Origin of the sequence: Pseudomonas sp. USTB-Z, from assembly GCF_019691255.1 — a bacterium.
Classification (GTDB): Bacteria; Pseudomonadota; Gammaproteobacteria; order Pseudomonadales; family Pseudomonadaceae; genus Aquipseudomonas; species Aquipseudomonas alloputida.
Genome location: NZ_JAECZP010000025.1, coordinates 33,029 through 55,547, shown reverse-complemented (window position 1 = coordinate 55,547; position 22,519 = coordinate 33,029). Strand labels below are relative to the sequence as shown.

General features: G+C 60.6%; 15 protein-coding genes and 1 pseudogene. 5 read left to right on the top strand and 11 right to left on the bottom strand.

The window, feature by feature from the left end; genetic code table 11:
* Positions 1-37: 37 nt before the first annotated feature.
* The 4 genes from lpxK to I8746_RS23040 all read right to left on the bottom strand — a co-directional run bounded on the left by lpxK (position 38) and on the right by I8746_RS23040 (position 4,477).
* Complete coding sequence (lpxK, locus tag I8746_RS23055) at positions 38-1,039, bottom strand: tetraacyldisaccharide 4'-kinase (RefSeq protein ID WP_221101090.1); 1,002 nt, start codon at positions 1,037-1,039, stop codon at positions 38-40.
* A complete protein-coding gene (locus I8746_RS23050; protein WP_014754073.1) occupies positions 1,039-1,473 on the bottom strand; it encodes a biopolymer transporter ExbD in 435 nt (144 codons plus the stop codon). Before I8746_RS23050 ends, lpxK begins: the two co-directional genes overlap by 1 nt.
* Complete coding sequence (locus I8746_RS23045; protein WP_003247132.1) at positions 1,470-2,105, bottom strand: MotA/TolQ/ExbB proton channel family protein; 636 nt, start codon at positions 2,103-2,105, stop codon at positions 1,470-1,472. Before I8746_RS23045 ends, I8746_RS23050 begins: the two co-directional genes overlap by 4 nt.
* A gap of 155 nt (positions 2,106-2,260) precedes the next feature.
* Complete coding sequence (locus tag I8746_RS23040) at positions 2,261-4,477, bottom strand: DNA internalization-related competence protein ComEC/Rec2 (RefSeq protein ID WP_017147836.1); 2,217 nt, start codon at positions 4,475-4,477, stop codon at positions 2,261-2,263.
* A 142-nt stretch (positions 4,478-4,619) separates the two neighbouring features.
* Here I8746_RS23040 and I8746_RS23035 point away from each other — a divergent pair.
* Positions 4,620-5,126: pseudogene (locus I8746_RS23035) on the top strand (DUF2062 domain-containing protein); the annotation flags it as partial.
* 9 nt (positions 5,127-5,135) lie between these two features.
* On the opposite strand, the gene I8746_RS23030 reads toward I8746_RS23035, so the two are convergent.
* From I8746_RS23030 to I8746_RS23020, 3 genes are all read right to left on the bottom strand, one after another.
* Positions 5,136-5,915, bottom strand: a complete 780-nt coding sequence (locus tag I8746_RS23030; RefSeq protein ID WP_003247128.1) for an ABC transporter permease — start codon at positions 5,913-5,915, stop codon at positions 5,136-5,138.
* Positions 5,912-6,844: an ABC transporter ATP-binding protein gene (locus I8746_RS23025; protein WP_012053305.1), complete on the bottom strand. Its 933-nt coding sequence runs from the start codon at positions 6,842-6,844 to the stop codon at positions 5,912-5,914. The genes I8746_RS23030 and I8746_RS23025 overlap by 4 nt, the downstream gene beginning before the upstream one ends.
* A gap of 133 nt (positions 6,845-6,977) precedes the next feature.
* Entirely contained in the window at positions 6,978-7,601 is a 624-nt protein-coding gene (locus tag I8746_RS23020) for a glutathione S-transferase (RefSeq protein ID WP_003247126.1), read from the bottom strand.
* A gap of 379 nt (positions 7,602-7,980) precedes the next feature.
* Between I8746_RS23020 and I8746_RS23015 the strand changes: the two genes are divergently transcribed.
* From I8746_RS23015 to I8746_RS23000, 4 genes are all read left to right on the top strand, one after another.
* On the top strand, positions 7,981-10,428 hold the full coding sequence (locus I8746_RS23015; protein WP_014754077.1) for an acyl-CoA dehydrogenase: 2,448 nt from the start codon (positions 7,981-7,983) through the stop codon (positions 10,426-10,428).
* Positions 10,429-10,507: 79 nt separating this feature from the next.
* Positions 10,508-10,912 carry a PA2817 family protein gene (locus I8746_RS23010; RefSeq protein WP_017147837.1) on the top strand — a complete coding sequence of 135 codons (405 nt, stop codon included), beginning with the start codon at positions 10,508-10,510 and terminating at the stop codon, positions 10,910-10,912.
* Positions 10,913-11,074: 162 nt separating this feature from the next.
* Positions 11,075-11,617, top strand: coding sequence for a fimbrial protein (locus I8746_RS23005; protein ID WP_014754079.1), 543 nt, complete (start codon positions 11,075-11,077; stop codon positions 11,615-11,617).
* A gap of 55 nt (positions 11,618-11,672) precedes the next feature.
* Positions 11,673-12,410, top strand: coding sequence for a molecular chaperone (locus I8746_RS23000; RefSeq protein WP_012053309.1), 738 nt, complete (start codon positions 11,673-11,675; stop codon positions 12,408-12,410).
* A gap of 14 nt (positions 12,411-12,424) precedes the next feature.
* On the opposite strand, the gene I8746_RS22995 is transcribed toward I8746_RS23000, so the two are convergent.
* The 4 genes from I8746_RS22995 to I8746_RS22980 form a co-directional block, all read right to left on the bottom strand.
* Positions 12,425-13,882, bottom strand: coding sequence for a hypothetical protein (locus I8746_RS22995; RefSeq protein WP_064590855.1), 1,458 nt, complete (start codon positions 13,880-13,882; stop codon positions 12,425-12,427).
* Positions 13,883-13,953: 71 nt separating this feature from the next.
* On the bottom strand, positions 13,954-16,149 hold the full coding sequence (locus I8746_RS22990; protein ID WP_221101088.1) for an autotransporter outer membrane beta-barrel domain-containing protein: 2,196 nt from the start codon (positions 16,147-16,149) through the stop codon (positions 13,954-13,956).
* A gap of 160 nt (positions 16,150-16,309) precedes the next feature.
* The gene (locus I8746_RS22985) at positions 16,310-18,319 is read right to left on the bottom strand and encodes a hypothetical protein (protein WP_221101087.1); all 2,010 of its coding nucleotides are present in this window, start codon (positions 18,317-18,319) and stop codon (positions 16,310-16,312) included.
* Positions 18,320-18,620: 301 nt separating this feature from the next.
* Complete coding sequence (locus I8746_RS22980) at positions 18,621-22,466, bottom strand: RHS repeat domain-containing protein (RefSeq protein WP_221101086.1); 3,846 nt, start codon at positions 22,464-22,466, stop codon at positions 18,621-18,623.
* Positions 22,467-22,519 lie beyond the last annotated feature (53 nt).

Below are 22,519 nucleotides of genomic sequence, written 5' to 3'. Positions count from 1 at the left end.
TTCCTTTAGGCCAGGTGGCCGGAAATTGAAAACGGGCTCAGGGTTTGCGCAACAAGCGTTGCAGCTGGTTGTCGAACCAGGCGCTGAAAGCCGGCGTAGGCTGCGCTTCGACGGCCAGGTACCACCAGTCGTCAGCGGCAAAGGCCCGGCATTTCACCGCGTCCTTCTCGGTCATGACCAGCGGCAGTGGCGGGCTGAAAGCCAGGCTCCGGGCACTGAACTGCGCATGGTCGGCGAAGGGATGCGGCACCGGCTGCCAGTTTAGCCCCAGCAGGGTGTTGAAGAAACGTTGCGGGTTGCCGATACCGGCCACCGCATGCAGGCGCTGGCCGGCGGGGAAATGGTCGAGCGCACGGCGCTCGCCAGTGCGCACGTTGACCAGGGCCGACGGCTGCAGGCGGAAACCAAAACCCTCGGTGCGGTCTTCGCTGGCGCCGTTGAACAGCACCGCGTCAGCCTCACGCAAGCGGTCGGCCGGCTCACGCAACGGCCCCGCCGGCAGGCAGCGGCCATTGCCCAGGCCGCGGGCAGCGTCGATCAGCACCAGTTCCAGGTCACGGGCCAGGCGGTAATGTTGCATACCGTCGTCGCACAGGATCAGGTCGAGGGGTTCGCTGGCCAGCAATGCCTGCACGGCACGGGAGCGATCCGGGTCGATCATCAGTGGCACGCCGGTGCGTTGCACGATCAGCAGCGGCTCGTCGCCCGCCTCATCGGCCGGTTGATCGGCCTGCACCCGCCAAGGCAACCGTGGAGGCTTGGCACCATAACCGCGGCTGACTACGCCCACCTTCAGCCCTTGCTGGCGACAGTGTTCGATCAACCAGAGAATCATCGGCGTCTTGCCGGTGCCACCGACGGTGATGTTGCCCACCACAATGACCGGTACCGGTGCCCGGTAGCTGACACTGTCACCCCTTAGAAAACGTGCCCGCTTGCGCGTGACCACGCGGCGATACAAGGCCTCCAGCGGACGCAGCAGCGCCAGCGCCGGATGCCCGGCGTACCAGGCAGCGAGCAAGCGGTCGGCGAAAGCCATCAAGGCGTGCCCTGGGCCGCCTCGACGGTGGTCATGCGCAACTGGCTGAAACCGAGCTTGCCGGCAGCATCCATTGCGGTGACCACAGCCTGGTGCGGGGTCTTGCCGTCGGCGCTGATGGCCAGCGGCAGCGTGTTGTCGCCACCCGACTCGCGCGCTATGGCCTCGCTCAGGGTGGCCAGGTCGCTTTTGGGCAGCAGGTGGTTGTTCACCGAATACACGCCTTCGGCGCTGATGGTGATTTCCACCAGCTTGCCCGGGTCGGTCGGCGCCGGCTCGGCGCTGGTGGCTTCGGGCAGCTCGACGCGCAGTTGCGTTTCGCGGGTGAAGGTGGTGGTAACCACGAAGAACAGCAGCAGGACGAACACCACGTCGATCAGCGACGCCAGGTTGATGTCGACGTTCTCCCGCTGGCGATTGCGCCGGAACTTCACGCCTTGCCTCCGGCCACTTCCACTTCACGGTCGCCCTGGATCACTTCCACCAGCTTGATCGCCTCCTGCTCCATGCCGACCACCAGCTCATCGATGCGGCGCAGCAGGAAGCGGTGGAAGAACACCGCCGGGATACCAACCATCAGGCCTGCCGCAGTGGTGACCAGGGCCTTGGAGATACCACCGGCCAGCACGGCGGCGTTGGCAGTCATCTGCGAGCCCATGAAGGCGCTGAAAATGTCGATCATGCCCAGCACGGTGCCCAGCAGGCCCAGCAGAGGCGCCATGGCGGCAATGGTGCCGAGGGTGCTGATGTAGCGTTCCAGTTCGTGGATGACGCGCGAGGCGGCCTCCTCGATGCACTCTTTCATGATTTCGCGACCATGGCGCGAGTTGGCGAGGCCCGCTGCCAGGATTTCGCCCAGTGGCGAATCGGCCCGCAGTGCCTTGAGCTTGTCACTGGTCAGTTGCTTGTCCTTGATCCACATCCACACCTGGCCCAGCAGGTGGGGCGGGGTGACGCGGCTGGCACGCAGGGTCCACAGGCGCTCGACGACGATAGCCATGGCAACGATGGAACTCAGAATGATCGGCAGCATCATCCAACCACCGGACTTGACCAATTCCCACACAGTAAACGCCCCTTCGGAAAAAGGCCGCCACTCTACCATAGGCGCGCCGAGGGCTCATCTGCCGGAGGTCAGGGAATTAGCCTGTCGGGCTACCGGGTCGGCCCTCTGGGCCTTGCAGTACCTGTGGCAGCGGCTTTACCCGCGAAAGGGCCAGATCAGCCACCCCCCACATCACGCCAGAATCGCCGTTGTCGGCGCACACCCTCAACCTCCCCATGCCGCCCCAGCACCAACCGCAATGCCCCCTCCACCGCCGTATCATGCATCACCACCCCATGCCGCCCATACCGTTCGACCACCTGCACGTGCGGGTGCCCGAAGCTGTTGTTGCGCCCCCGCGAAATCAATACCCCGCGCGGTGCGGTAGCCCGGACGAACGCCTCGGTGGACGAGCTGCGGCTGCCATGATGCGGTGCCTGCAGCCAGTCGATGCGCGGCACTTCAGTGTCCGCCAGCCACGCCCGTTCGGCAGCAGCTTCCATATCCCCCGCCAGCAGCAAGCGCTCGCCCTGCGCCTCGACCAACAGCACACAGGAACGGTCATTACTGCTCTGCCCGTCCACCCAGCGCCACAACGAAAAACGCACGCCATCCCAGTCCCATTGCTCGCCACTGGCACAAGGCTCCAACGGAACATCAACCAGCGCTTCCCCACCGATTATCCGCTTGATCGGCAAACCACGCGCAATGGCCTCGGCCCCGCCCGCATGATCGGCATGCGCATGGCTGATCACCATCACGTCAAGGCCGCCCACCCCCAGCTTGCGCAAGGTTGGCAGCACCACGCGTTCCCCCAAGTCGCTTTCCCCCCTGGCCGGCCCGGCATCGTAAAGCAGGCTGTGATGCCGCGTACGCAAGAGCACCGCCAGCCCCTGGCCGACATCCAGCTGCCAGACCTCGATTTGGCCAAACGGCACCGGCTCCCTGGGTACCCACAGCGCCAGCAGCATCACCCCTCCCAACCCGCGCAGCGGCACACCACGAGGCAGCAAAAGCAACAGCGCACCCAGACATACCAGCAGCCAGGCCCACCACGGCAGGGCCGGCGGCACCCATGCCGGGCGCTGTTGCGCCACCAGCGCCAGCCCGCGGAACAGCACATCCAGCAGGCCACCTGCCAGCCAGAGCAACGCCTCGCCAACGCCCGCCAGCGGCAACATCAGCGTGCCCAACAACGCCAATGGCAAGACCGCCAGGCTGACCCACGGCACCGCCACAAGGTTGGCCAGCGGCGCACTGAGGCTCACCGGCAAGCCGGTGGCCAGCAACACCGGCAGCAAGCCGACGGCGATCACCCATTGCGCTCGTGTCCAGGCCTGCCAGGGCCGCCAACCCCCCAACCGGGCACTGAAGCAGTAGATGAGCGTGGCCACGGCGGCGAACGACAGCCAGAACCCAGGCAGCAACGCCGCCAGTGGCTCGAAGACAAGCACAGCGACCAGTGCAAGCAGCAACGGAAAAAAAGCGCCAAGGTGGCGAAAGCGCAGACGCCAGAGCAGCACCACGGCCAGCATCAGACAGGCCCGCTGCACTGGCACCCCACCACCCGCCAGCCAGCCGTAGGCCAGCGCTGCGGCCATGGCCAGGCCACAGGCCCAGGGTAACCACGGTAGCCTTGCCGGCCATAGCCCCCAACGTGCCAGCCCGGCGACCAGGCCATAGAGCAAACCGGCGACCAGGCCGATGTGCTGGCCGGAAATCACCAGCAGGTGCACCGTGCCGGTGGCCTGCAACGTCTGCCAGTCCTCCCGGGCCAGGCCCGCACCATCGCCAAGCACCAGTGCCACCAGCGCTGCCTGTCGGCCATTGGCTTCGACCATCAGCAAGCGCTGACGCAGCGCATCGCGCCAACCACCGGCGACTGGCGCCAGCAACTGCCCCGCCTTGACCGTACCCGTAGCCCCCACCCGTCGCCCCAGCAACTGCGCTTCCCGGTCAGGCCCGTGCGGGTTCAGCAGCCCGGCCGGGCGTTGCAAGGTCACCGCCAGCCGCCACTGCTCGCCCGCCCGCAGCGGCGGCCCATCGAACCAGCTCAGTTGCAAACGCTGAGGCAGTTCGGCCCGCCGCGAGCGTGGCGCTTCCAGCTCGAAACGCACGCCTTGTGCAGTGCGGGCCGGCAAACCCGCCACCCGCCCCTCCAGCCACAAGGTGCGGCCCTCCAGGCCGGCAGCCAGACGATCATCAAGGGCCTGCTGAGCAGACCCGCACGCCCAACACAAGCCCAGCAGAAACCAACCCAACGGCCAGACGCGGGTAAACAGGCTGCCGACAGCGCAGGCTGCCAGGGTTATCAACCATCCGACCGATGGCAATGCGGGCAGAAAGCCCAGGCACAACAGCCCGAGCGCGAGCGCAAACATCCCTGTGCGCATGAGGTAGAGCTCCAGAAGGCGAGTCACCTCCTGAGGCATAGCTCAATTGCCGGCATCGCTTGCTCAACAATTGTCACAAACTCTAAACGAGGCGGAGCAGGATTAAGGGCATACTGCCAGGGTCAACGCTCCGGGAGCCTACATGCCGCGCCGACTTTTCAAACGCTACATGCCGGACCCGACCAGCATTCGGGAACACAAGTCCTTACGCTTTTTCGGCAAATTGCTGCACGACCCCAACCTCTGGCACCTGAACCGCCATTCGGTGGCCAGAGCCATGGGTGTGGGCCTGTTCGCGGCGCTTATTCCCATCCCGATGCAGATGCTGCTGGCGGCGGCCCTGGCGATCCCGGTGCGCGGCAACCTGCCGGTCGCCGTCAGCCTGGTGTGGCTGACCAACCCGTTGACCATGCCGCCGGTGTTCTTCGTCACCTACATGACCGGTGCCTGGCTGATGCAGGTACCGCCGCGCACCCTGCCCGACGAGCTGACCTTCCAGTGGATCACCGACCAGCTGTCGACGCTGTGGCAACCCTTCCTGCTCGGCTCGGTGGTGTGCGGCGTGGTGCTGGGCATCCTTGCCTACTTCACCACCATGTTCTACTGGCGCTGGTGGGTGGGCCGGCAGTGGCGTCGTCGCCAATGCCGGTGCAAGGCTTCAGGCCCGCATGCCGCGGCCGCTGACCAGCAAGCGAACGCAAACAACGTAGAGCACCGCAGTGGCCACCAGCATGAAGGTGATCGCCGTGCCAATACTGATATCCGACACCCCTAGAATGCCGTAGCGGAACGAGTTGACCATGTGCAGCACCGGGTTGGCCAACGACACGGTCTGCCAGAACGGCGGCAGCAGGTTGATCGAGTAGAACACCCCGCCCAGGTAGGTCAGCGGCGTCAGCACGAAGGTCGGGATGATCGAGATATCGTCGAAGTTGCGCGCGAACACTGCGTTGACGAAGCCAAGCAGCGAAAAGATGGTGGCCGTCAGCAGCACCACCACCACGGTCACGCCCAGGTGGTGCACCTGCAGGTCGGTGAAGAACATCGACAGGATGGTCACGATCACACCCACCGCCAAACCACGCAGCACCCCACCCAGCACATAGCCGACGAGAATGGTGTGCGGTGACACCGGCGACACCATCAGCTCTTCGATCGAGCGCTGAAACTTGCTGCCGAAAAAGCTCGACACCACGTTGCCGTAGGAGTTGGTGATCACCGACATCATGATCAGCCCCGGCACGATGTACTGCATGTAGGTGAAGCCACCCATGTCGCCGATCTGCCGGCCAATCAGGTTACCGAAGATGACGAAGTACAGAACCATGGTGATCGCTGGTGGCAGCAACGTCTGCGGCCAGATGCGCAGGAAGCGCCGCACTTCGCGGTAGACGATGGTGTTCAGGGCGACCCAGTTGGTGCGCAGTTCCACACTCATACGGCCACCTTCGACAGGTTTTTTTCCACCAGGGACACGAACAGCTCCTCAAGTCGGTTGGTCTTGTTGCGCAGGCTCTGTACCTCGATGTTCTGTAGCGCCAGCTGGCCGAACAGCGCGGTGATGCCGATGTCCTTCTCCACCTGCACTTCCAGGGTATGCGGGGTCAGCAGCCGGCACGGGTAGCCCTGCAGTACCGGCGTCGTGGCCAGGTCCTGCTTGAGGTCGAGCACGAAGGTTTCGACATGCAGCTTGCCCAGCAACTGGCGCATGCTGGTGTTCTCGACGATGGTGCCGTGGTCGATGATGCCGATGTTACGGCACAGCTGCTCAGCCTCTTCCAGGTAGTGGGTGGTGAGGATGATGGTGATGCCCTTCTGGTTCAGCTCGGTGAGGAAGCTCCACATCGAGCGGCGCAGCTCGATATCAACCCCGGCGGTGGGTTCGTCCAGAATCAGCAGGCGCGGTTCGTGGATCAATGCGCGGGCAATCATCAGACGCCGCTTCATGCCGCCGGACAACGAACGCGACTGCACATCACGTTTGTCCCACAGGCCCAGCTGGGTCAGGTACTGCTCGGCGCGCTCCTTGGCCAGCTTGGGCGGGATGCCGTAGTACCCGGCCTGGGTCACGACGATGTCGAAGGTCTTCTCGAACTGGTTGAAGTTGAACTCTTGCGGCACCACGCCCAGGCAACGCTTGAGCGCGGAGGGCTCGCGGTCCAGGTCGTGACCGAACACGCTCACTGTGCCGCTGGTCTTGTTCACCAGGGTCGAGAGAATGCCGATGGTGGTGGATTTGCCGGCGCCGTTGGGGCCGAGCAAGGCGAAGAAGTCGCCTTCGGCAACATCGAGGTCGATGCCTTTGAGGGCCTGAAAGCCATTGCCGTAGGTCTTGGTCAGCTGTCGGATGGACAGGGCGGAACTCATAGCGGGTCACTTACCGAAGAAAAAGGTGCAGGACACGCCAGGTAAAGTCACTGGCGCAGTGAGTGCAGCCATGGTGCAAGGCCAGGCTGCACAAGTACAGTCACATCTATTGATAATGACTATCGAAGCGGGTTCAAGTGAGCGCAGTCATCACTGCGGCCTGGTAGGCCGGGCGTTGCTTCAGGCGCTCATACCAGGCTTGAAGGTGGTACATGTCCGGGCGCTCGATGGGCAGTTCGAACCAGGCATAGATGAAGCTACCCAGTGGGATGTCGCCCATGCCGATCTGGTCACCGGACAGGTACGGCTGATTGGCCAGGGTTTCGTCGGCAATGGCCAGTAATTGCGCGCACTGCTTGTGCGCGGCGTTGATCGCCACCCAGTCGCGCTGGTCTTCCGGCGTGCGCAGCAGGCCCCAGAACAGCGGGCGGAAGGGTGCGGCGAAGGACGATGTGGTCCAGTCCATCCATTTGTCGGCCAGGGCGCGCTGCCGTGGGTCTGCCAGATACCAGCCCTGCTCCGTGCCGTACTCCGCGCACAGGTAGCGAACGATGGTGTTGGATTCCCACAAAGTCAGGTCGCCGTCTTCGAGCATCGGCACCAGGCCGTTGGGGTTGCGGGCGCGGTAGTGCGGCTCGTTGACCACGCCGAAGGCGCCGCCGGCGTCGATGGATTCGAAGTCCAGGCCCAGCTCGTGGGCGATCCACAGCGCCTTGCGCACATTGCTCGAATTCTTGCGGCCCCAGATCTTCAGCATGGCAACATCCTTTTGAGTGCGGAGGTGGCACAGTCTACTCCAGACCTTCGCCGCCTGTACGGGCCTCTTCGCGGGCAAGCCCGCTCCCACAGGCTCACCACCGTCTTCACGTCACCGGTATTCCTGCGTGGGTTTTACCCACACATAGGCCGAGCCTGCCGGCCATTCACCATCGCGGCCGCCCCCACATTCGCCAATCGCTGCCATCGCCACCTTCCGTTGTAGGAGCGGGTTTACCCGCGAATAGGCCGGTACAGGCGAACAAATGAACTGAAACTCCCACCGCCACACCCTGTCACTGTTCTGAACATGCCGTTCACAGCATTGCGTCTAAGCTGTCTGGGACGGCTCAAGCCCTTGGTTCCAAGGAGGACCGATTATGTTGCTGTTGTGGTTGGTGGTGCTGGTGATCGGCGCGGCGTACCTCACGCACCGGCGCCTGGCGCCCTTGCAGATTCTCGGCATCCTGGCGGCCTATGTGCTGTTGATGGGCATTTTCAGCAGTGCCCCCGGCTGGCTGCTGGCCCTGATCTGGGTGGTGCTGGCCCTGAAGATCGCCCTGGTTGCGCTGCCGCAGTGGCGACGCAAAGTCTTTACCGCCCCGGTATTTCGCTGGTTCCAGCGCACCCTGCCACCCATGTCCCAGACTGAGCGCGAAGCCATCGACGCCGGCACCGTGTGGTGGGACGGCGAACTGTTCAGTGGCCGCCCCGACTGGCGCACCTTGCTGGCCTACCCGGCACCGAAACTGACCGAAGAAGAACAGGCCTTCATCGATGGCCCGACCGAAGCACTGTGCGCCATGGTCAGCGACTGGCAGATCGGCCAGGACCTGGACCTGCCGCCCGAAGCCTGGGCACATATCAAGCAGCATGGCTTTTTCGCCCTGATCATCCCCAAGGAATACGGCGGCAAGGGCTTCTCCGCCTACGCCCACTCCCAGGTGGCGATGAAACTGGCCACCCGCAGCGGTGATCTGGCCTCCACGGTGATGGTGCCCAACTCCCTCGGCCCTGCCGAACTGCTGCTGCATTACGGCACCGACGAACAACGCAACCACTACCTGCCCCGCCTGGCCCGAGGCGAGGAAATCCCCTGCTTCGCCCTCACCGGCCCACTGGCCGGCTCCGACGCTGGCGCCATGCCCGACACCGGCATCATCTGCAAAGGCCAGTGGCACGGCGAAGAAGTGATCGGCCTGCGCCTGAACTGGGAAAAGCGCTACATCACCCTCGGCCCGGTCGCCACCCTGCTGGGCCTGGCATTCAAGGCCTACGACCCGGACCACCTGCTGGGCGATGAGGAAGAACTGGGCATCAGCCTGGCACTGATCCCCACCGATACCCCCGGGGTGGAAATCGGTAAACGCCACCTGCCACTGGGCGCCGCGTTCATGAATGGCCCCAACAGCGGCAAGGACGTGTTCGTCCCGCTGGACTTCCTCATTGGCGGCCAAGCGATGCTTGGCAAAGGCTGGATGATGCTGATGAACTGCCTGTCGGTAGGTCGCTCCATCTCACTGCCTGCCGTGGGTACAGGGGCTGCCAAGTACACCAGCCTGGTGACCGGCCAGTACGCCAATATCCGCGAGCAATTCAACGTGCCACTGGCTGCCTTCGAAGGTATCCAGGAGTCGCTGGCACGTATTGGCGGCAACGCGTGGCTGATGGACAGTGCCCGCCTGCTGACCGCCAAGGCCGTAGACCTGGGCGAGAAACCCTCGGTGCTGTCGGCGATCCTCAAGTACCACCTCACCGAGCGTGGCCGCGAATGCATCCAGCACGCCATGGACGTGCACGGTGGCAAGGGCATCATCATGGGCCCGAACAACTACCTGGGCCGCAACTGGCAAGGAGCGCCGATCTTCATCACGGTCGAAGGCGCCAACATCCTTTCGCGCAACCTGATGATCTTCGGCCAGGGCGCCATTCGCTGCCACCCGTTCGTGCTCAAGGAGATGGCGTTGGCCGGGCGTGAAGACCACGATCAGGCACTTCAGGAATTCGATGACCTGCTGATGAAACACATCCTGTTCGCCGCCGGCAATGCGGCCAGCACCCTGGTGTTCAACCTGGGGCTGGGGGTTTTCGAGAAAGTACCGGGTGACACGCTGAGCCAAGGCTACTTCCGGGCCCTCAACCGCCAGGCCGCCGCCTTTGCCCTGCTGGCCGACCTGTCGATGATGCTGCTGGGCGGGGCGCTCAAGCGCCGGGAGCGCCTGAGTGCGCGGCTGGGCGATGTACTCAGCTACCTGTACCTGTCCAGTGCCGCACTCAAGCGCTACCACGATCTCGGTTCGCCCGAGCACATGCAGCCCCTGCTGCGCTGGGCCATGGAAGAAAGCCTGGGCCAGGCGGAGCACGCCCTGGACCGGTTGCTCGACAACTTCCCCAACCGCTTCGTCGGCTGCGCGCTACGGGTGCTGGTGTTCCCCTTTGGCCGCCGTCACACCGGGCCGAGCGATGAACTGGACGCCGAGGTGGCAGCGCTGATAGGGCGCAGCAAAGGCGACCCTGCGCTGGAAGAGCTGCTTGCCGGTTGCTTCAGGCCGCAAGCCGACGGCGACCCGGTGGCAGCCCTGCAACGAGCCTGCGACCTGCTGGAGGCGTCGACGCCGCTGCACAACGCGCTGCATCAGGTAATCAAGGAAGGCAAGGTACGACCGGCGCCCGGGCAGTCGGTGATCGATGCGGCAGTCGACAGTGGGGTACTTCAGCCTGATCAGGCGCAACGCCTGCATGCTGCCGAGCAAGCGCGCCGTGCGGTGATCGACGTGGATGCCTTCGACAAGGCACAGCTGCTGCCGGAGCAAGGCAAGGTACGCTGAGACAGGGGCCGTTTTGCGGCCCCTTCCCCAACCGGCGTATACTCCGCGCCCCGTTTCAACCATTCCGAGGACCACCCCAATGGCCACCCCCCACGTGGAATACCACCTGCAACTGCTGAACCACCTGCGCACCATACTGGTGGCCTTGGGTGAAGCCGAGCAGGTACCGGAGGAAAGCCACACCCTGTTCCTCGACCGCTTCGACGAGCTGCTGACCCTGTTGCCGCAAAACCCGCTGGAAAGCCAATATCTGGGCCAGGACCTGATATGCCAGGTGATTCAGCGCTATCCGCAAATCGCCCACCTGGTGCCGCGCGACCTGCTGTGGTTCTTCGGTGGCGACTGCCTGCACTTCATGCCGGACGAAGAGCTGCAGCTCTACCAGAACCTGGAAGATCTGCGCTATGAAGCGGAACGGGACGGCCAGCGGTTTGACTGGCATGCACAAAAGCAGGCTCTGCTGGAAGCCGTAAAAAAGTCCTGACCACACGTGCGCTGCCGCCCTAAAAATCCGTACCCAGCTGCCACTTAATCCTACATTCAACCATTGGCCTCCCCCCCTATGCTGTTGGCCGCTCCCCCTTCGGCTCGAAGCCGACGCAAGGGAGCGTCCCCTAGTCAACACGACAACATCAAGGACCTGCCAATGAAAAAAACTTTGCTCATGCTCGCCATGGCGATGGCCAGCAGCAGCGCATTCGCTCTCGACGATGAAACGGGCCAGATCAGCTTCTACGGTACCATCTACGGCGGCGGTACCTGCCCGATTGAAGTCGTCGCCCCAGGCGCCAGCGTTATCCCCGAGGTATCGCTGGGTAACTTCACGAAAGGCTACTTCCACACCCCTGGCACCGCCACGCCTGACAAGGCATTCGCGCTGAAGATAACACCGACTCCGGCCTGCCAAATTGTAGCCCCCCACACCGCAACCGTGAAATATACACCCTTGCACGGCATCGTCGGCGGCGACCTTTATGGCGTCAACGGTGCCTCGGGCGTGGGCGTCGCGATCAAAGACAGGCTGAAAGCCAAAATTGCACCCAACAGTGCTTCCATCCCATACGATCTATACGTAGATCGCCCAACGGAGATGGTGTTCTACGCCTCGTACGAGTCTTACCTGGATGCAGCAGATATCACCGACGGTGTAGCACAAGCTGAAGTCGCCTTCACGGTAGACCTGCCTTGACACCTACTCCAGGTGCCCGCACCTGGAGTCCACCATTCCTGCCCGGTCAAACACCATGTCACCCCTTTCTCGACTTCTGATCACCTCATGCAGCTGCCTGGCGCTGCTCACAGCCATTCTCCCCGGCGCACAAGCGGCACTCACCATCAGCCACACGCGAGTGGTGCACGACAGCGCCAAACGCAGCTCCTCGGTCATCGTCGCCAACCCCTCCAACAGGCCGTACGCGGCGCAGGCCTGGGTCAACACCGAAGCCGACGACGCAACCACTGCCGTCCCCCTGATCGCTGCCCCTAACCTGTTCCGCCTCGACCCCGGTGGCGAACAGACGGTGCAAATCAATGCCCTGCCTAACGATCTCCCCCGTGATCGTGAGTCCGTGTTCTATTTCAACCTGCAGGAAATACCGCAGGCAGCGACCAATGACGGAGAGAACATCCTCAACATCGCCCTGCGCACGCGCATCAAGCTGTTCTATCGACCCAGTGAGCTCAAAGGCCGCCCGCAAGACCGGTTGAAAGACCTGGCCTGGTCAGTGCAACAAATAGATGGAAAACCGCATCTGGTCGTCGATAACCCGTCGCCTTATTACTTCACCTTCAGCCGCCTGGTGGTAAGTGGCAATGGCGCGAGTGAAACCATCAACGCCAAGGCCATGGCCTTGCCCCTGGGCACGCAGGCCTATGCGCTGAACACCATGACAGTCACCGATGGGCTGCAGGTGAAGTTCACCACGATCAGTGACTACAGTGGCATAACTGCAGAGGTCTCCAGCCCGGTCGCAAGGCCGTGATCCAACACTTTCCATCAATCGCGCAGTGGCAGGTTGAGCACGGGACGAAACGCTACCCAAGTCGCGCCCTCATCGAAGCTTACGGACGCCGTGATAGTAAAATTATGACCGATCCATAGGGTGGCCAGGTGGGTTTTAGGTACCGTCACATCATCGCGCATGCCAATTCCCTCGTCGGCCTCGGTAGCAGATAACGCATGCGCAAACAGCACGTCATACGCTGGCGCGTCGCTGCCACCAGGCAAAACCCCGGTCAGCTGAATGCTGACCTGCTGCCCCTCGGCAATCAAAGGCCAAGTGCCCAGCCGGATCGGCACATTGGCTGGCGCCTTGCCCAGGCTGAACCCATCGGCATTGGCCCCATCCAACTCGGGTTGGGGCAGCTGTTCCGAGCGCGCTTTCACGTCCAGAGCAAGCGCGTCGGAATCGAGCGCATTGGCGTTGTCACTCACGCGGTATAGCACCGTAACGGTATGCGTGCTTTGCGCCAAAACGTACTGGGTGGGTATCTCGAAGAGACGCTCTTGCCCGTTGTACGGCGTGCTGGTCGTAAAGTACCCCGCTGTGCCCGGCGCTCCCCACACCACCGTGAGGGTTTCATCCGGGTAGATAACCGCACTCGCCGGGACCTCAACCAGTAACGGCGGGTAAAAGTCATTGAGCGTCAGCGTCTGTTGTGCCCCCCAGCCCTCTGCCTGTTCGATCAACACCGGCGGCAAACTTCGCGGTATCGGCGTGGCAGCCACCTCCAGCGTGACTGGCCGTGAACCAGCGCTCAGGTTACCGGCACGGTCACAGACCTTGTAATGGACATAGCGCTTGCCATCACCGCGCGCCAGTATCATTTCCTTGGAAAATACGATGCTTATCGGCTGGCTGGGGTCCTTCAGTTCATACCGATCGACCTCTTCATCGGCAAACGGCTCACGGTCCCAGTAAACGATCAGCATGTCAGCCACTGCGGGGGTTTGATAGCTCGGTACCAGCGCCTGCAGGACGTTGTTCTCGAGGTAGCGCGCGGTCACGCCGTCCCTGAGCACTTCCTCATCGAACACCAGGCTCCCTTGGTTGTCACCCAGCACTGGCGCCACCTTGTCGATGGTCAGGGACAGAGGCACGGATCCGACCTCCCCCCCATTGAAGCCGTGGGCCAAATAGGTGACGGCCGCCACCCCGTGCTCGAGGAACTGCACCGGGACATCCACATAGAGCTCATCTGGCGGTATGTCGTCGTACCAGGTCTTTTTCTCGACCTCTGAACCGTTCCAGTACAGGATGATCCATTCCGGGTATTCGGGAGTTGGACGCGAGTATTCCCACATCGGGATGTCGATGCGCAGTGGGCGACCCAACACCGCAACCGGCAGCAAATTGTGCTGCCCGCCGGGAATGTCGGGTAGCGCATCCGGCGCCGTCGGCGGATCGAGCGGAACCGGAACCGGAACGGAAGTACCCTGTGTAGACCGTTGCATACTCTGCATCTCCATCCAGTGCAGGCGGGCACAAAAAGGGGAGGTTCGATACCTCCCCGGTTGCAATAGCCCTACCAGCTGTAGTGAAGCCCGACGTTGGCACCCCAGGGCTGCTCGATCTTTTCACCGTTGGCGTAATCGAAGTCGGCGTGCAGTTGCAGGCGATCGGTCATGCTAACGGCAACCCCCAGCCCCAGCTCGCCGCGCGAGCCCGACAGATCATTGTCAAACCGGTTGTCGTTGACGTTGACCTGGTTGTCGTCGACGAACTCATGTGCGTAGGCAGCGCGCAGGTAGGGTTGCACCTTGCGCCCGGCACCTAGGTCGAAGGTACGCCCAACGGTGGCCCCGGCCTTGCCAAGCAGCGAGCGGGTGACGTCGCCGCGCGCCTGCATACCGTTATCCAGGTCATAGTGTTTGCCTTGGATGGTGACCATTGACCATTGCGTATAGGGCTCGATGAAGTAGTCATTACCCAGCTCCAGATGGCGACCGAACTCCAGGGATGCACCCACACCGAAGTTGTCGTAATCACCTTTGCTGCGCTTGCCATCGCTCATTGTGATATCCGACGAGTTGTCAAAGCGGTTGAGCTTGACCACGCCATCCAGATAGTAACCGCTCTGGGCATCGAGCCAGGTGGCATACAGCCCCAGGTAATAACTCTTGACGTCGGCGGACGCGCCACGCGTCAGGTTCAAGTCCGAATTGCTGTGCCCTGCCATCACACCCAGAAGCCACTGGCCATCCCCAAGCGGCAGCGGCATATCAGCACCTAACGAGAAGCCCTGCTGTACCTGCTGGTATGCACTGCCCGCTGCATCGGAAACGTTGTACTTGTTGCCATATGCCCTGACCCAGCCACCCGCCTTGCCTTGGTCCAGGCGCAGTTCGCCCATGCGGCTACGCAAGGTGGTGAGCTCGCCATACCATACGGTCGGCGCGGTGTTGAACAGGGCCAGCACCGAAGCGGTGCCGGGGCTGATGACCTTGCTCGCACCGTCGAGGAACCAGTCGTTGCCACGCTGCACCAGTTCGTAGGAGAACGTGCCCACGTCGACTGGGCCGTTGAGCAAGGAAAACTGCGCATCGCCTGCAGCGGCATGCACCAGGTGCAGTTGGTTTTCAGCTACAGGATCGGCACCACTGCTGCCAACCAGCAAGGTATGGCTGCCGGTGGCGGTACCGGTGATTTCAAGGTAATCGCTATCGCCGGTACTGAAGTCGGCGTCCATGATGAAGTTGCCACTGCCAGCCAGCGTCCCCACGCTCAAGCGCTGATACTGGCCCGGCTCACCAAACCTGACACTGCCACCCTCAAGGGCCAAGCTGCCGACCTTGCTGTCCTCGACCATGTTCCAGCGCGCCTGGTTGCTCAAGGTCAGGCCTGCTACGTTCTCCAGTCGGCCTGTCAGGCTGGCGTGGTTGTCCAGCGTCAGCGAGGCGCTGGAGCCCTCTTCGACACGCACGTCACCCACCAGCTGGCTGTTGTCCACCGTCATGCGCGCCGTGGAACTGCCCATGACCTCCAGCAGCGTGCCGTTGCTGCCTTGCAAGGTGCTTCCTCCGGCTACGAGGACATCGGCCTCAGCCGGGCCAAGCGCGGGGTTGCCGACCACAATCGCAGAGCCGTCCTGCCCCTCTACGTGCGACCCCACCAGGCTCACCGTTGCAGTGCCAGGCTGTGCCTGCGCAGACAATATCCGCAAGCCATTCCGTGCACCCTGCAAACGGCTGCCTTCCGCGCTGAGCGTTGCGTTGTCAAACATGTCCGCAGCTGCGGCCGTGCCGGTACCGACCAGTGTACTGTTGTGCAGTACCAGGGTCGACTCGTCCGATATCAGCGCGCCCCCCCTGGCGCCTTCGACATAACTGTCACTGACGGTGGCCGTTGAGCCACCCAGGCTGTTGTCGTGCTGCAAGCGCAGACCATAGCGGGCGCTGACCACCCGCGAATTGGCAGTTACGTTTGCGCTCGAACCGCCCCGCAGGGCGATGCCATCGTCCAGTTGCGCATCCACCGTGCTGCCGCTCATCTCCAGGTGCGCACCGCCAAAAATATCGATGTGCTGGGTGGATGCACCGTTGGCGTCAAGCCTGGCCCCTGGGTTTAGTTGATAGTTATCGAGTGGTGTATTCGCATCGATGGTCAGGTCGCCATCCACGGTCGTCAACGCTTGGGCAATTGGGCTTAGCATCATAAGCGCAGACATGACCACCTTGGCCCGCACCAACGGCCCCCCGCGTTGTTTTTTCACAATCCCCATCAGCAATGACCTCAGTTGTGTCAGTTAATATTTCTGCCAAACGGCTATGGCAGAAAAGTTACTAAACACAGTCCGAAAATTCTGTAGGAAAACCCTACAATCCCTTCGTCAACTTCAGAAAGGACGGCGATGGCGCGCTCTATCGCCGCCCTTTCACTGCTCATGGCCTAAGTGGGCAGGCAGCCCCAAGCTGGTGCATGGAGACAATTTGTTCCAAGGTAAGTGAGGTGTACGGCTTACCGTCCAAGGTGAAGCTATACGTTACACGACCACGCCCTTCCCTGATGGTTGTGCTGTAGTTAGGAATGGGTAAAATGTGCACATCATATGGCTCGACCCGCCAGACGAAACCGTTCAACTTACCGCCAGTCAGGGGTATATCTTCTGTCTTGTCGATATTCGGGATTTTTGTGTCGCCAGAGTACCCATGCACCGCCGTCCAGTGCATTGTCACTTTATCACTCTCTGTCAAGCCATACAGGGCAAGATCAGGCACTTGAACGCGAATAGATGGGACGTTGTCAGTGGGGTTGTCTGGATCGAACAACGACGCACACGTCAGCCAGCCTACTGGCGCTTCGGTATTTCCACCTAAGAAAGCAGGTGCTTCGGGGCGCAAAACGATGGCATTGACTAACACATCGGTAGAAGGTGAAGCCGTTTTATTTGGAATGCCAGTGCGCGTGATCTCATAATGAACCGGTACGGTACCGTTCTTGCCTGCCTCAATATATTTCCAGGGAATTTCACACGTAATATTCGAGCCAGAGTCTCCATTTTCTACAGGATAATCCGCTTCAGCAATATGTTGCCCCCCCCAATAGAAGGTAATGTTGTCATCCTCTTTGAATGCAGCATCAAGCAAAAACGTCAACGATGCAGGATGCGTTTCATCGTCCGGGGTCAGTTCGTTGGGTTTACTTGAAACTGCACCAGTTACCGTGACCGGCCCCAGCTTCGGGTTGACGGGCCCTGGCCATTCTGGGTCCGGATTTGGGTCAACCGGCCCAATGCGTTCGAGGTTGACGTTCACATCAATGGATTTGCTACCTGCCGAGACCGCCCCTCGTCGCAGCTCATAGCTGACGGGCGTCTGCACATCGCCGCTGCTTGAATCACCATACTGCCCCCACACTTGCAACGACGTCAGATTGACGACCAAGGGGAAGCGGGGAGCGTTGCCGATCGGTTGCCAGCCGAGCTTGAGCGTCCCCCATGTCACTTCAAGCTCATCCGTGGGCTTGAAGTTTGAAAATTCAGGGATCTGCACGCTAACACCGGTGAAAACATCCTCTTGGTCAATCAAACCATCACCAGAAGGCGCTAACGGCACTACAGGGTCCTGCAACCCGGTGGGCAAGGGCCCGATAGCCACCCCTACCGGGAGATACTGCGAGAGCTTGCTGATGTTCCCTGCCTTGTCCACCAACAGGTAGAGTGCATAGACGCCGCCGTCACCCATGTCTTCGATGGCCTTCTTAGGCACTCGCAACGCTTGTGGTGGAGCTTGCACAGGCACACTCACAACAGGTTTAAATTCGGATGGATCGTCAGGCACGCTTTTCAGCCAATACACATGTACGGTATCGCCTGCCTTATAATCGTCATATTCTGGGAAGGCCAAATCCACGCTATCGATATTGGCATCCGTCACATCCGCAATTGGCGTAAAGGGTGCTGGCAGTGCCTGGCCATAGGGAGGCACACGGTCAAATATCAGGCTGAGTTCACCATCAGATTTTATCCTGTCTCCACCATTGTACGGCTGAACTTCACAACTGAATTTGTGTTCACCCTCCCCCCACAACTCTATCTTCGCTTTGGGAACTGTGAATGCAAAAGGAAAACCAGGCTTATCATCGGCATTGAATTCCCGGTTGAACATTTCCTCTGGCCCACCCGTAGCCGCAGTATGATAAACATATAATGTGTCAAACAGGCCAGAATCCGGCGGCGCAAACGTATCCCAAGCTTGCAGATCGATAATCAGGTTTTCAGCTGGGTTCAGCAAGACGCTGTTCTTCACAGTATTATCTGCTGGGTCCGCCAACAGCGATTCCTTGATAGTTGGCGGATCGAGCGGCGCGACCTCGACTGCCCGGGCCCTGGCCCCGCGAACGCTTTGACGGGCTTGTTCTGCTGCCGCCCACTTGCTTACTTGCTTGTTCATAGCCTCACCCGCTGGATAGAAGTTGAAAAACGACAAACCAACCAAACTCAGGTGAACCCATTAAAAAGCGTAACCCCCCCATCGACAACTGACAAAAATGTCAGTTGACGCTTTTACAAAGATGCTTTTTTCAAACGTGAAAATCCGATACCAGAGGGCTGGTATCGGATTTTCCATAAAGCCCAGATTGGGTTCAACTGCTTAAGCAAGCAGCATTATGCGCAGGCGCAAGACCTTTCACCCACGGGGTGGGCCCACTTGACATTACCCCTGCAAAGCCAGGTAGCCCCTCGATAAAGGGTCACAGTACATCCTGCATCGCCAACCGATCCAGCGCATCGTAACCATAGGTAGCCCCACCCGAACCGGACGCCAGCTTGACACGCTGCAAACGCCCTAACCCATCATATTCAAGTTGACGCCCCTCCTCATCCAGTATCAGGTTGCCATCGGCATCGTATTCCAACTCAATGATTCGCGGCTCATCTTCAAGCCCATTGATGGTGATGCCCGTCAGTTGCGCGGGGTCCCAAGGGTTGTCGAAATGATAACGGGCATCGATCATGCCTTCCTCGAACAGGGTGCGCACTCGGGTGATGTTATCCAATGCGTCCATATCGAAGCGCTGCAGCTGGATCTTGTTGCCATATGGGTCTACGGGTACATAGGCGTCTTCACCCTGACACTCGTAGTCGGTCAACCGGCCTCGCTCGTCATAGACGTAGCTTTCTTCGCGCAGCACCGGCGCGCCCTCGCCCTCACTAAGCGTTTTAGTCACGATTGCATCCACTGCATCGTAGGTTTGGGTCAACGTCTGCTGCGTGTCGCCAAAATCAAAAATGCGGGATGTCTCGCGTTCGAACTCATCGTAGCCCAAGGTAGTTGTCAGGCTACGCACACTACCGTCGGGTTCCTCCGTTTCCGTCACGTAGGACTCGATGCGGCCCAGTGCGTCATAGTAGAAGCGGCTGACAAGTGTACCCAGGCGGGTTTCCTCGAGCTGGCCCAATGCGTTGTAACGGTGTGATTGAACACCTCCTAATACATCCGTATAACTCAAAAGGCGACCGCCAAGGCTGTGGACGTATTGCATGCGAAGCGGTTCCCCACCCCCCTGGCTACGCGTTTCCGAGCGCAGGTGACCGGTACTGTAATAGTCTCGCGAAAGCTCATCACCATTTTCCTTGCAACCGAGCAGCCGAGCATTTTTTGTGTCGTAGTCGTATTCCGCATTCACCTCGGTGTTAACCAGGGTCCTTTGCCAAGGCTCTTCACCTACCTGTGGCACATACTTGTAAACAATATGCTCGCCACGGGGGGAAATCACTGACTCCGGCTGGCGCATGCCCGGGGCATATTCCATCAAGCGCCGACGACCACCGGTAACAGACGCCACCATACGGTTCAGGCCGTCAAAGGCCTGTTCGCCCAACACATGCTCCTCCACTACCCCACTAACGGTTTCCAACACTTTGATCAGCACCGGCAGGTCTTCGTGGCTATGCGGCGCATACTCACGCACCACCTGCGAGTTATCGGCCAAGGTATGCACGAGCAATCGATCGAATTCATCGTAGGCAAAGGCAGTTTGCGCTTGACGGCCATCGATTTCCCGAGAGGTCCGGCCCAGGCCGTCATAAAAATACTGGTGCAAGCTTTCCCGTTTGCCATCAAGGCGCAAGCGCTCGACACGCACTGGTTTGTCGAACAGATTCTGCCATGTCACGGTCTTGCCAGTGCGCACCTTACCATCCCCCGATTCACGCCACTGCGTGATGATCGGCCCTGCTGATTCTTGCGTGCCGATCGGGTCGGTTTGTTCATGGTTGCGCACACCATCCGGCCCAACCTCACAGCAACGCTGCCCCCAGGCGTCGTACTCGTAACGGGTGGTCAGCGGCAGGTCTTCCAGCGCCAGCCACTCATGTTCAACCTCTTCAACCAGGTTGCCCAGGGCATCGTACGTTGCACTATAGGTCTGACGCTGCGCTTCCTGGGCTGCTGGCGTAAGCGCATAGTCGGGATCCTGGCGCATCCGCCGAACTTCGCGGTTCAGGCCATCGACATAGCTCCAGGTGGTAACACCCTTGACGTCTACCATGACCTGCAGAGCCTGGCTGCCATTGGACGACAGATGGTAGCTGTACTCGCGTTTCGCCGTGTACTCGGTACCCGGCGCAACGGTTTCGCTTGTTACGCGTCGCAGCTCGTCATAGGTATAAGCGATCTGCACATCGTTGCTCTCATAGTTTTCGTCATAATGGAGCAGCGGTTCACCGATCAACACCGAGTGCCGCAAAGTGGTGACTTTTTGCGCATGACGCTTGCCCGTACCTGGCAGATAATGCCCATGGTCGAAGCCGTTCAGAGTCGCCACGGTTTGCACAGCGGGATGCTGGTCCTCCTCAACCCGGGTGTAGTTATAGGTTGTATGGGTAACCTTGCCGTTCAGCTTCAGCGTTTCACTGACAGGCCGGCCATGTTGCAACTTATCGTCGCGCGGGGTCGCGAGCCTGGACTGGCCATGACGCAATGCCTTGATCTGGCGCCCTCGCACCAGGCCACGATGCCACGTACCGCCGACGCTGTCTGCATATTCAGTCTGGGTATGGCGCAACAGCTTGGCGCCCTGCACTCGCACCAGTGCTTCAGTATGCTGAAGCAACTTGCCCCTGGCATCAGCGTCGAGGGCGGACAGTTTGACGTAGGTATAGTCACTACGCAGTGTTTCTGCTCCGGCATCGCCGTCGGCGGCGGGCTCCACCGTGCGCGATCTCAGCCACCGGACAAAGCCTTCTGGATCACCGGGGTAGTCTCCCTCGGCGGCCGCTGGGTAATAGGTGCTGTGCGTTGTCACACCATTGGGCTGCCGCTCCAGTATCAGGTTGCCGTATGGGTCATAGTCAGTGGTGACCGTCTGCTCCCGGTAAGCGTTTGAGTTTCCTGCCAGCCGCCAGGCGGTTGTCACGGTCTTGGGTAACTGGAAGTTATTCGGTTGTGCCGAGAATCCTAAATTATCGACCTCATGATAGGTGGTGGTAACGGTATTGACGCAGGCGTCCTGGGTAGTGACCTGTTTGGTTATTAAATGGAAGCGGTTGAAACTGCGCTCCACCACGCGCACCGCAACCTTGTTCATATAGTGGCTTGTCGTCGAGGTATAGAGAAAATCGCTCCCGGTGAACTTGTACAAGTTGTCGAAGCCATTATCCTCCCAATCGACGCCGGCGCCGTTACCTAGATAATTGTTGCTGCTGAAAGCATAGTGTGTTTCGACATCTTCCTGTTCAAAGCCTGGGCTCACGACATGGCGCGTTACGTACGGTAGCGTCTTCCCGCCAGGCAAGTCATGGCCATCGTACTTGTATTCGATGACTTCGCTGCCACCGAGCGGGGTTCGCACATGGGTCAACAAACGCAAAATGCCCCACGACTCCGTTTGCAACGGATGATAGTCGAATTCCCAGCGTGCCTTGTCCGGGGTGGGTAACACGACTTGTTTCAGTTCATCGCCGTCGCGTACCAAGGTGTAACGTGCGAAGGCTTTGGTCCCGGGGTTCAAGTCGATCAGCACATCGCTGGTGGAATAGTCGATTTTCAGCAAGGTCCTGTTGGTGTCGTCAACGATCCATTCCAGGCAGGGCGCACCGTCCACAGGCGTGTAGCCCAGGGTGATGCCATGACCTGTCTCTGCCAGCACCCGCACGGGCAAGGACACGGTGTAATCGGGAGCCTGTGGCTCAAGCAGCTCGATCAAACCGGTCTTGTGCGCCACGCGATAGCGCGTTTGCTCACCTTCACTGACATTTTCAAAATGAAAGCTGTCGATTTTGCGCTCTAGCACCACAGCCTGCTCACCCGGACCGTTGTCGTCCACTTTGAAGCTTTCACCAGAATGCAGGTTGAGCATCCCACGGTTCGTGAATTGGCTCAGGTTCAAGCTCCAGCCGTCTCCGAACCCTGGATCCCCTTTGCTCATCGGGTTGTAGGACAGCCGCAGCGGCAGGCTGGGGCCGTTGAGGTCGTTGGCGGGCAGTTCGGGTAACTGAATCGCCAGTGTGTATTGCCCGGTTCGCGGGTCAACGCCACCCTGCACGAAGCTGAGGAAGTTGAAAGCATTGGAATGGACGATGGATTGGGTCGTCATGGTAAATACTCACTCGATAATTGGGGTGCGTCGCCCGCGAACGGGCGACTTGG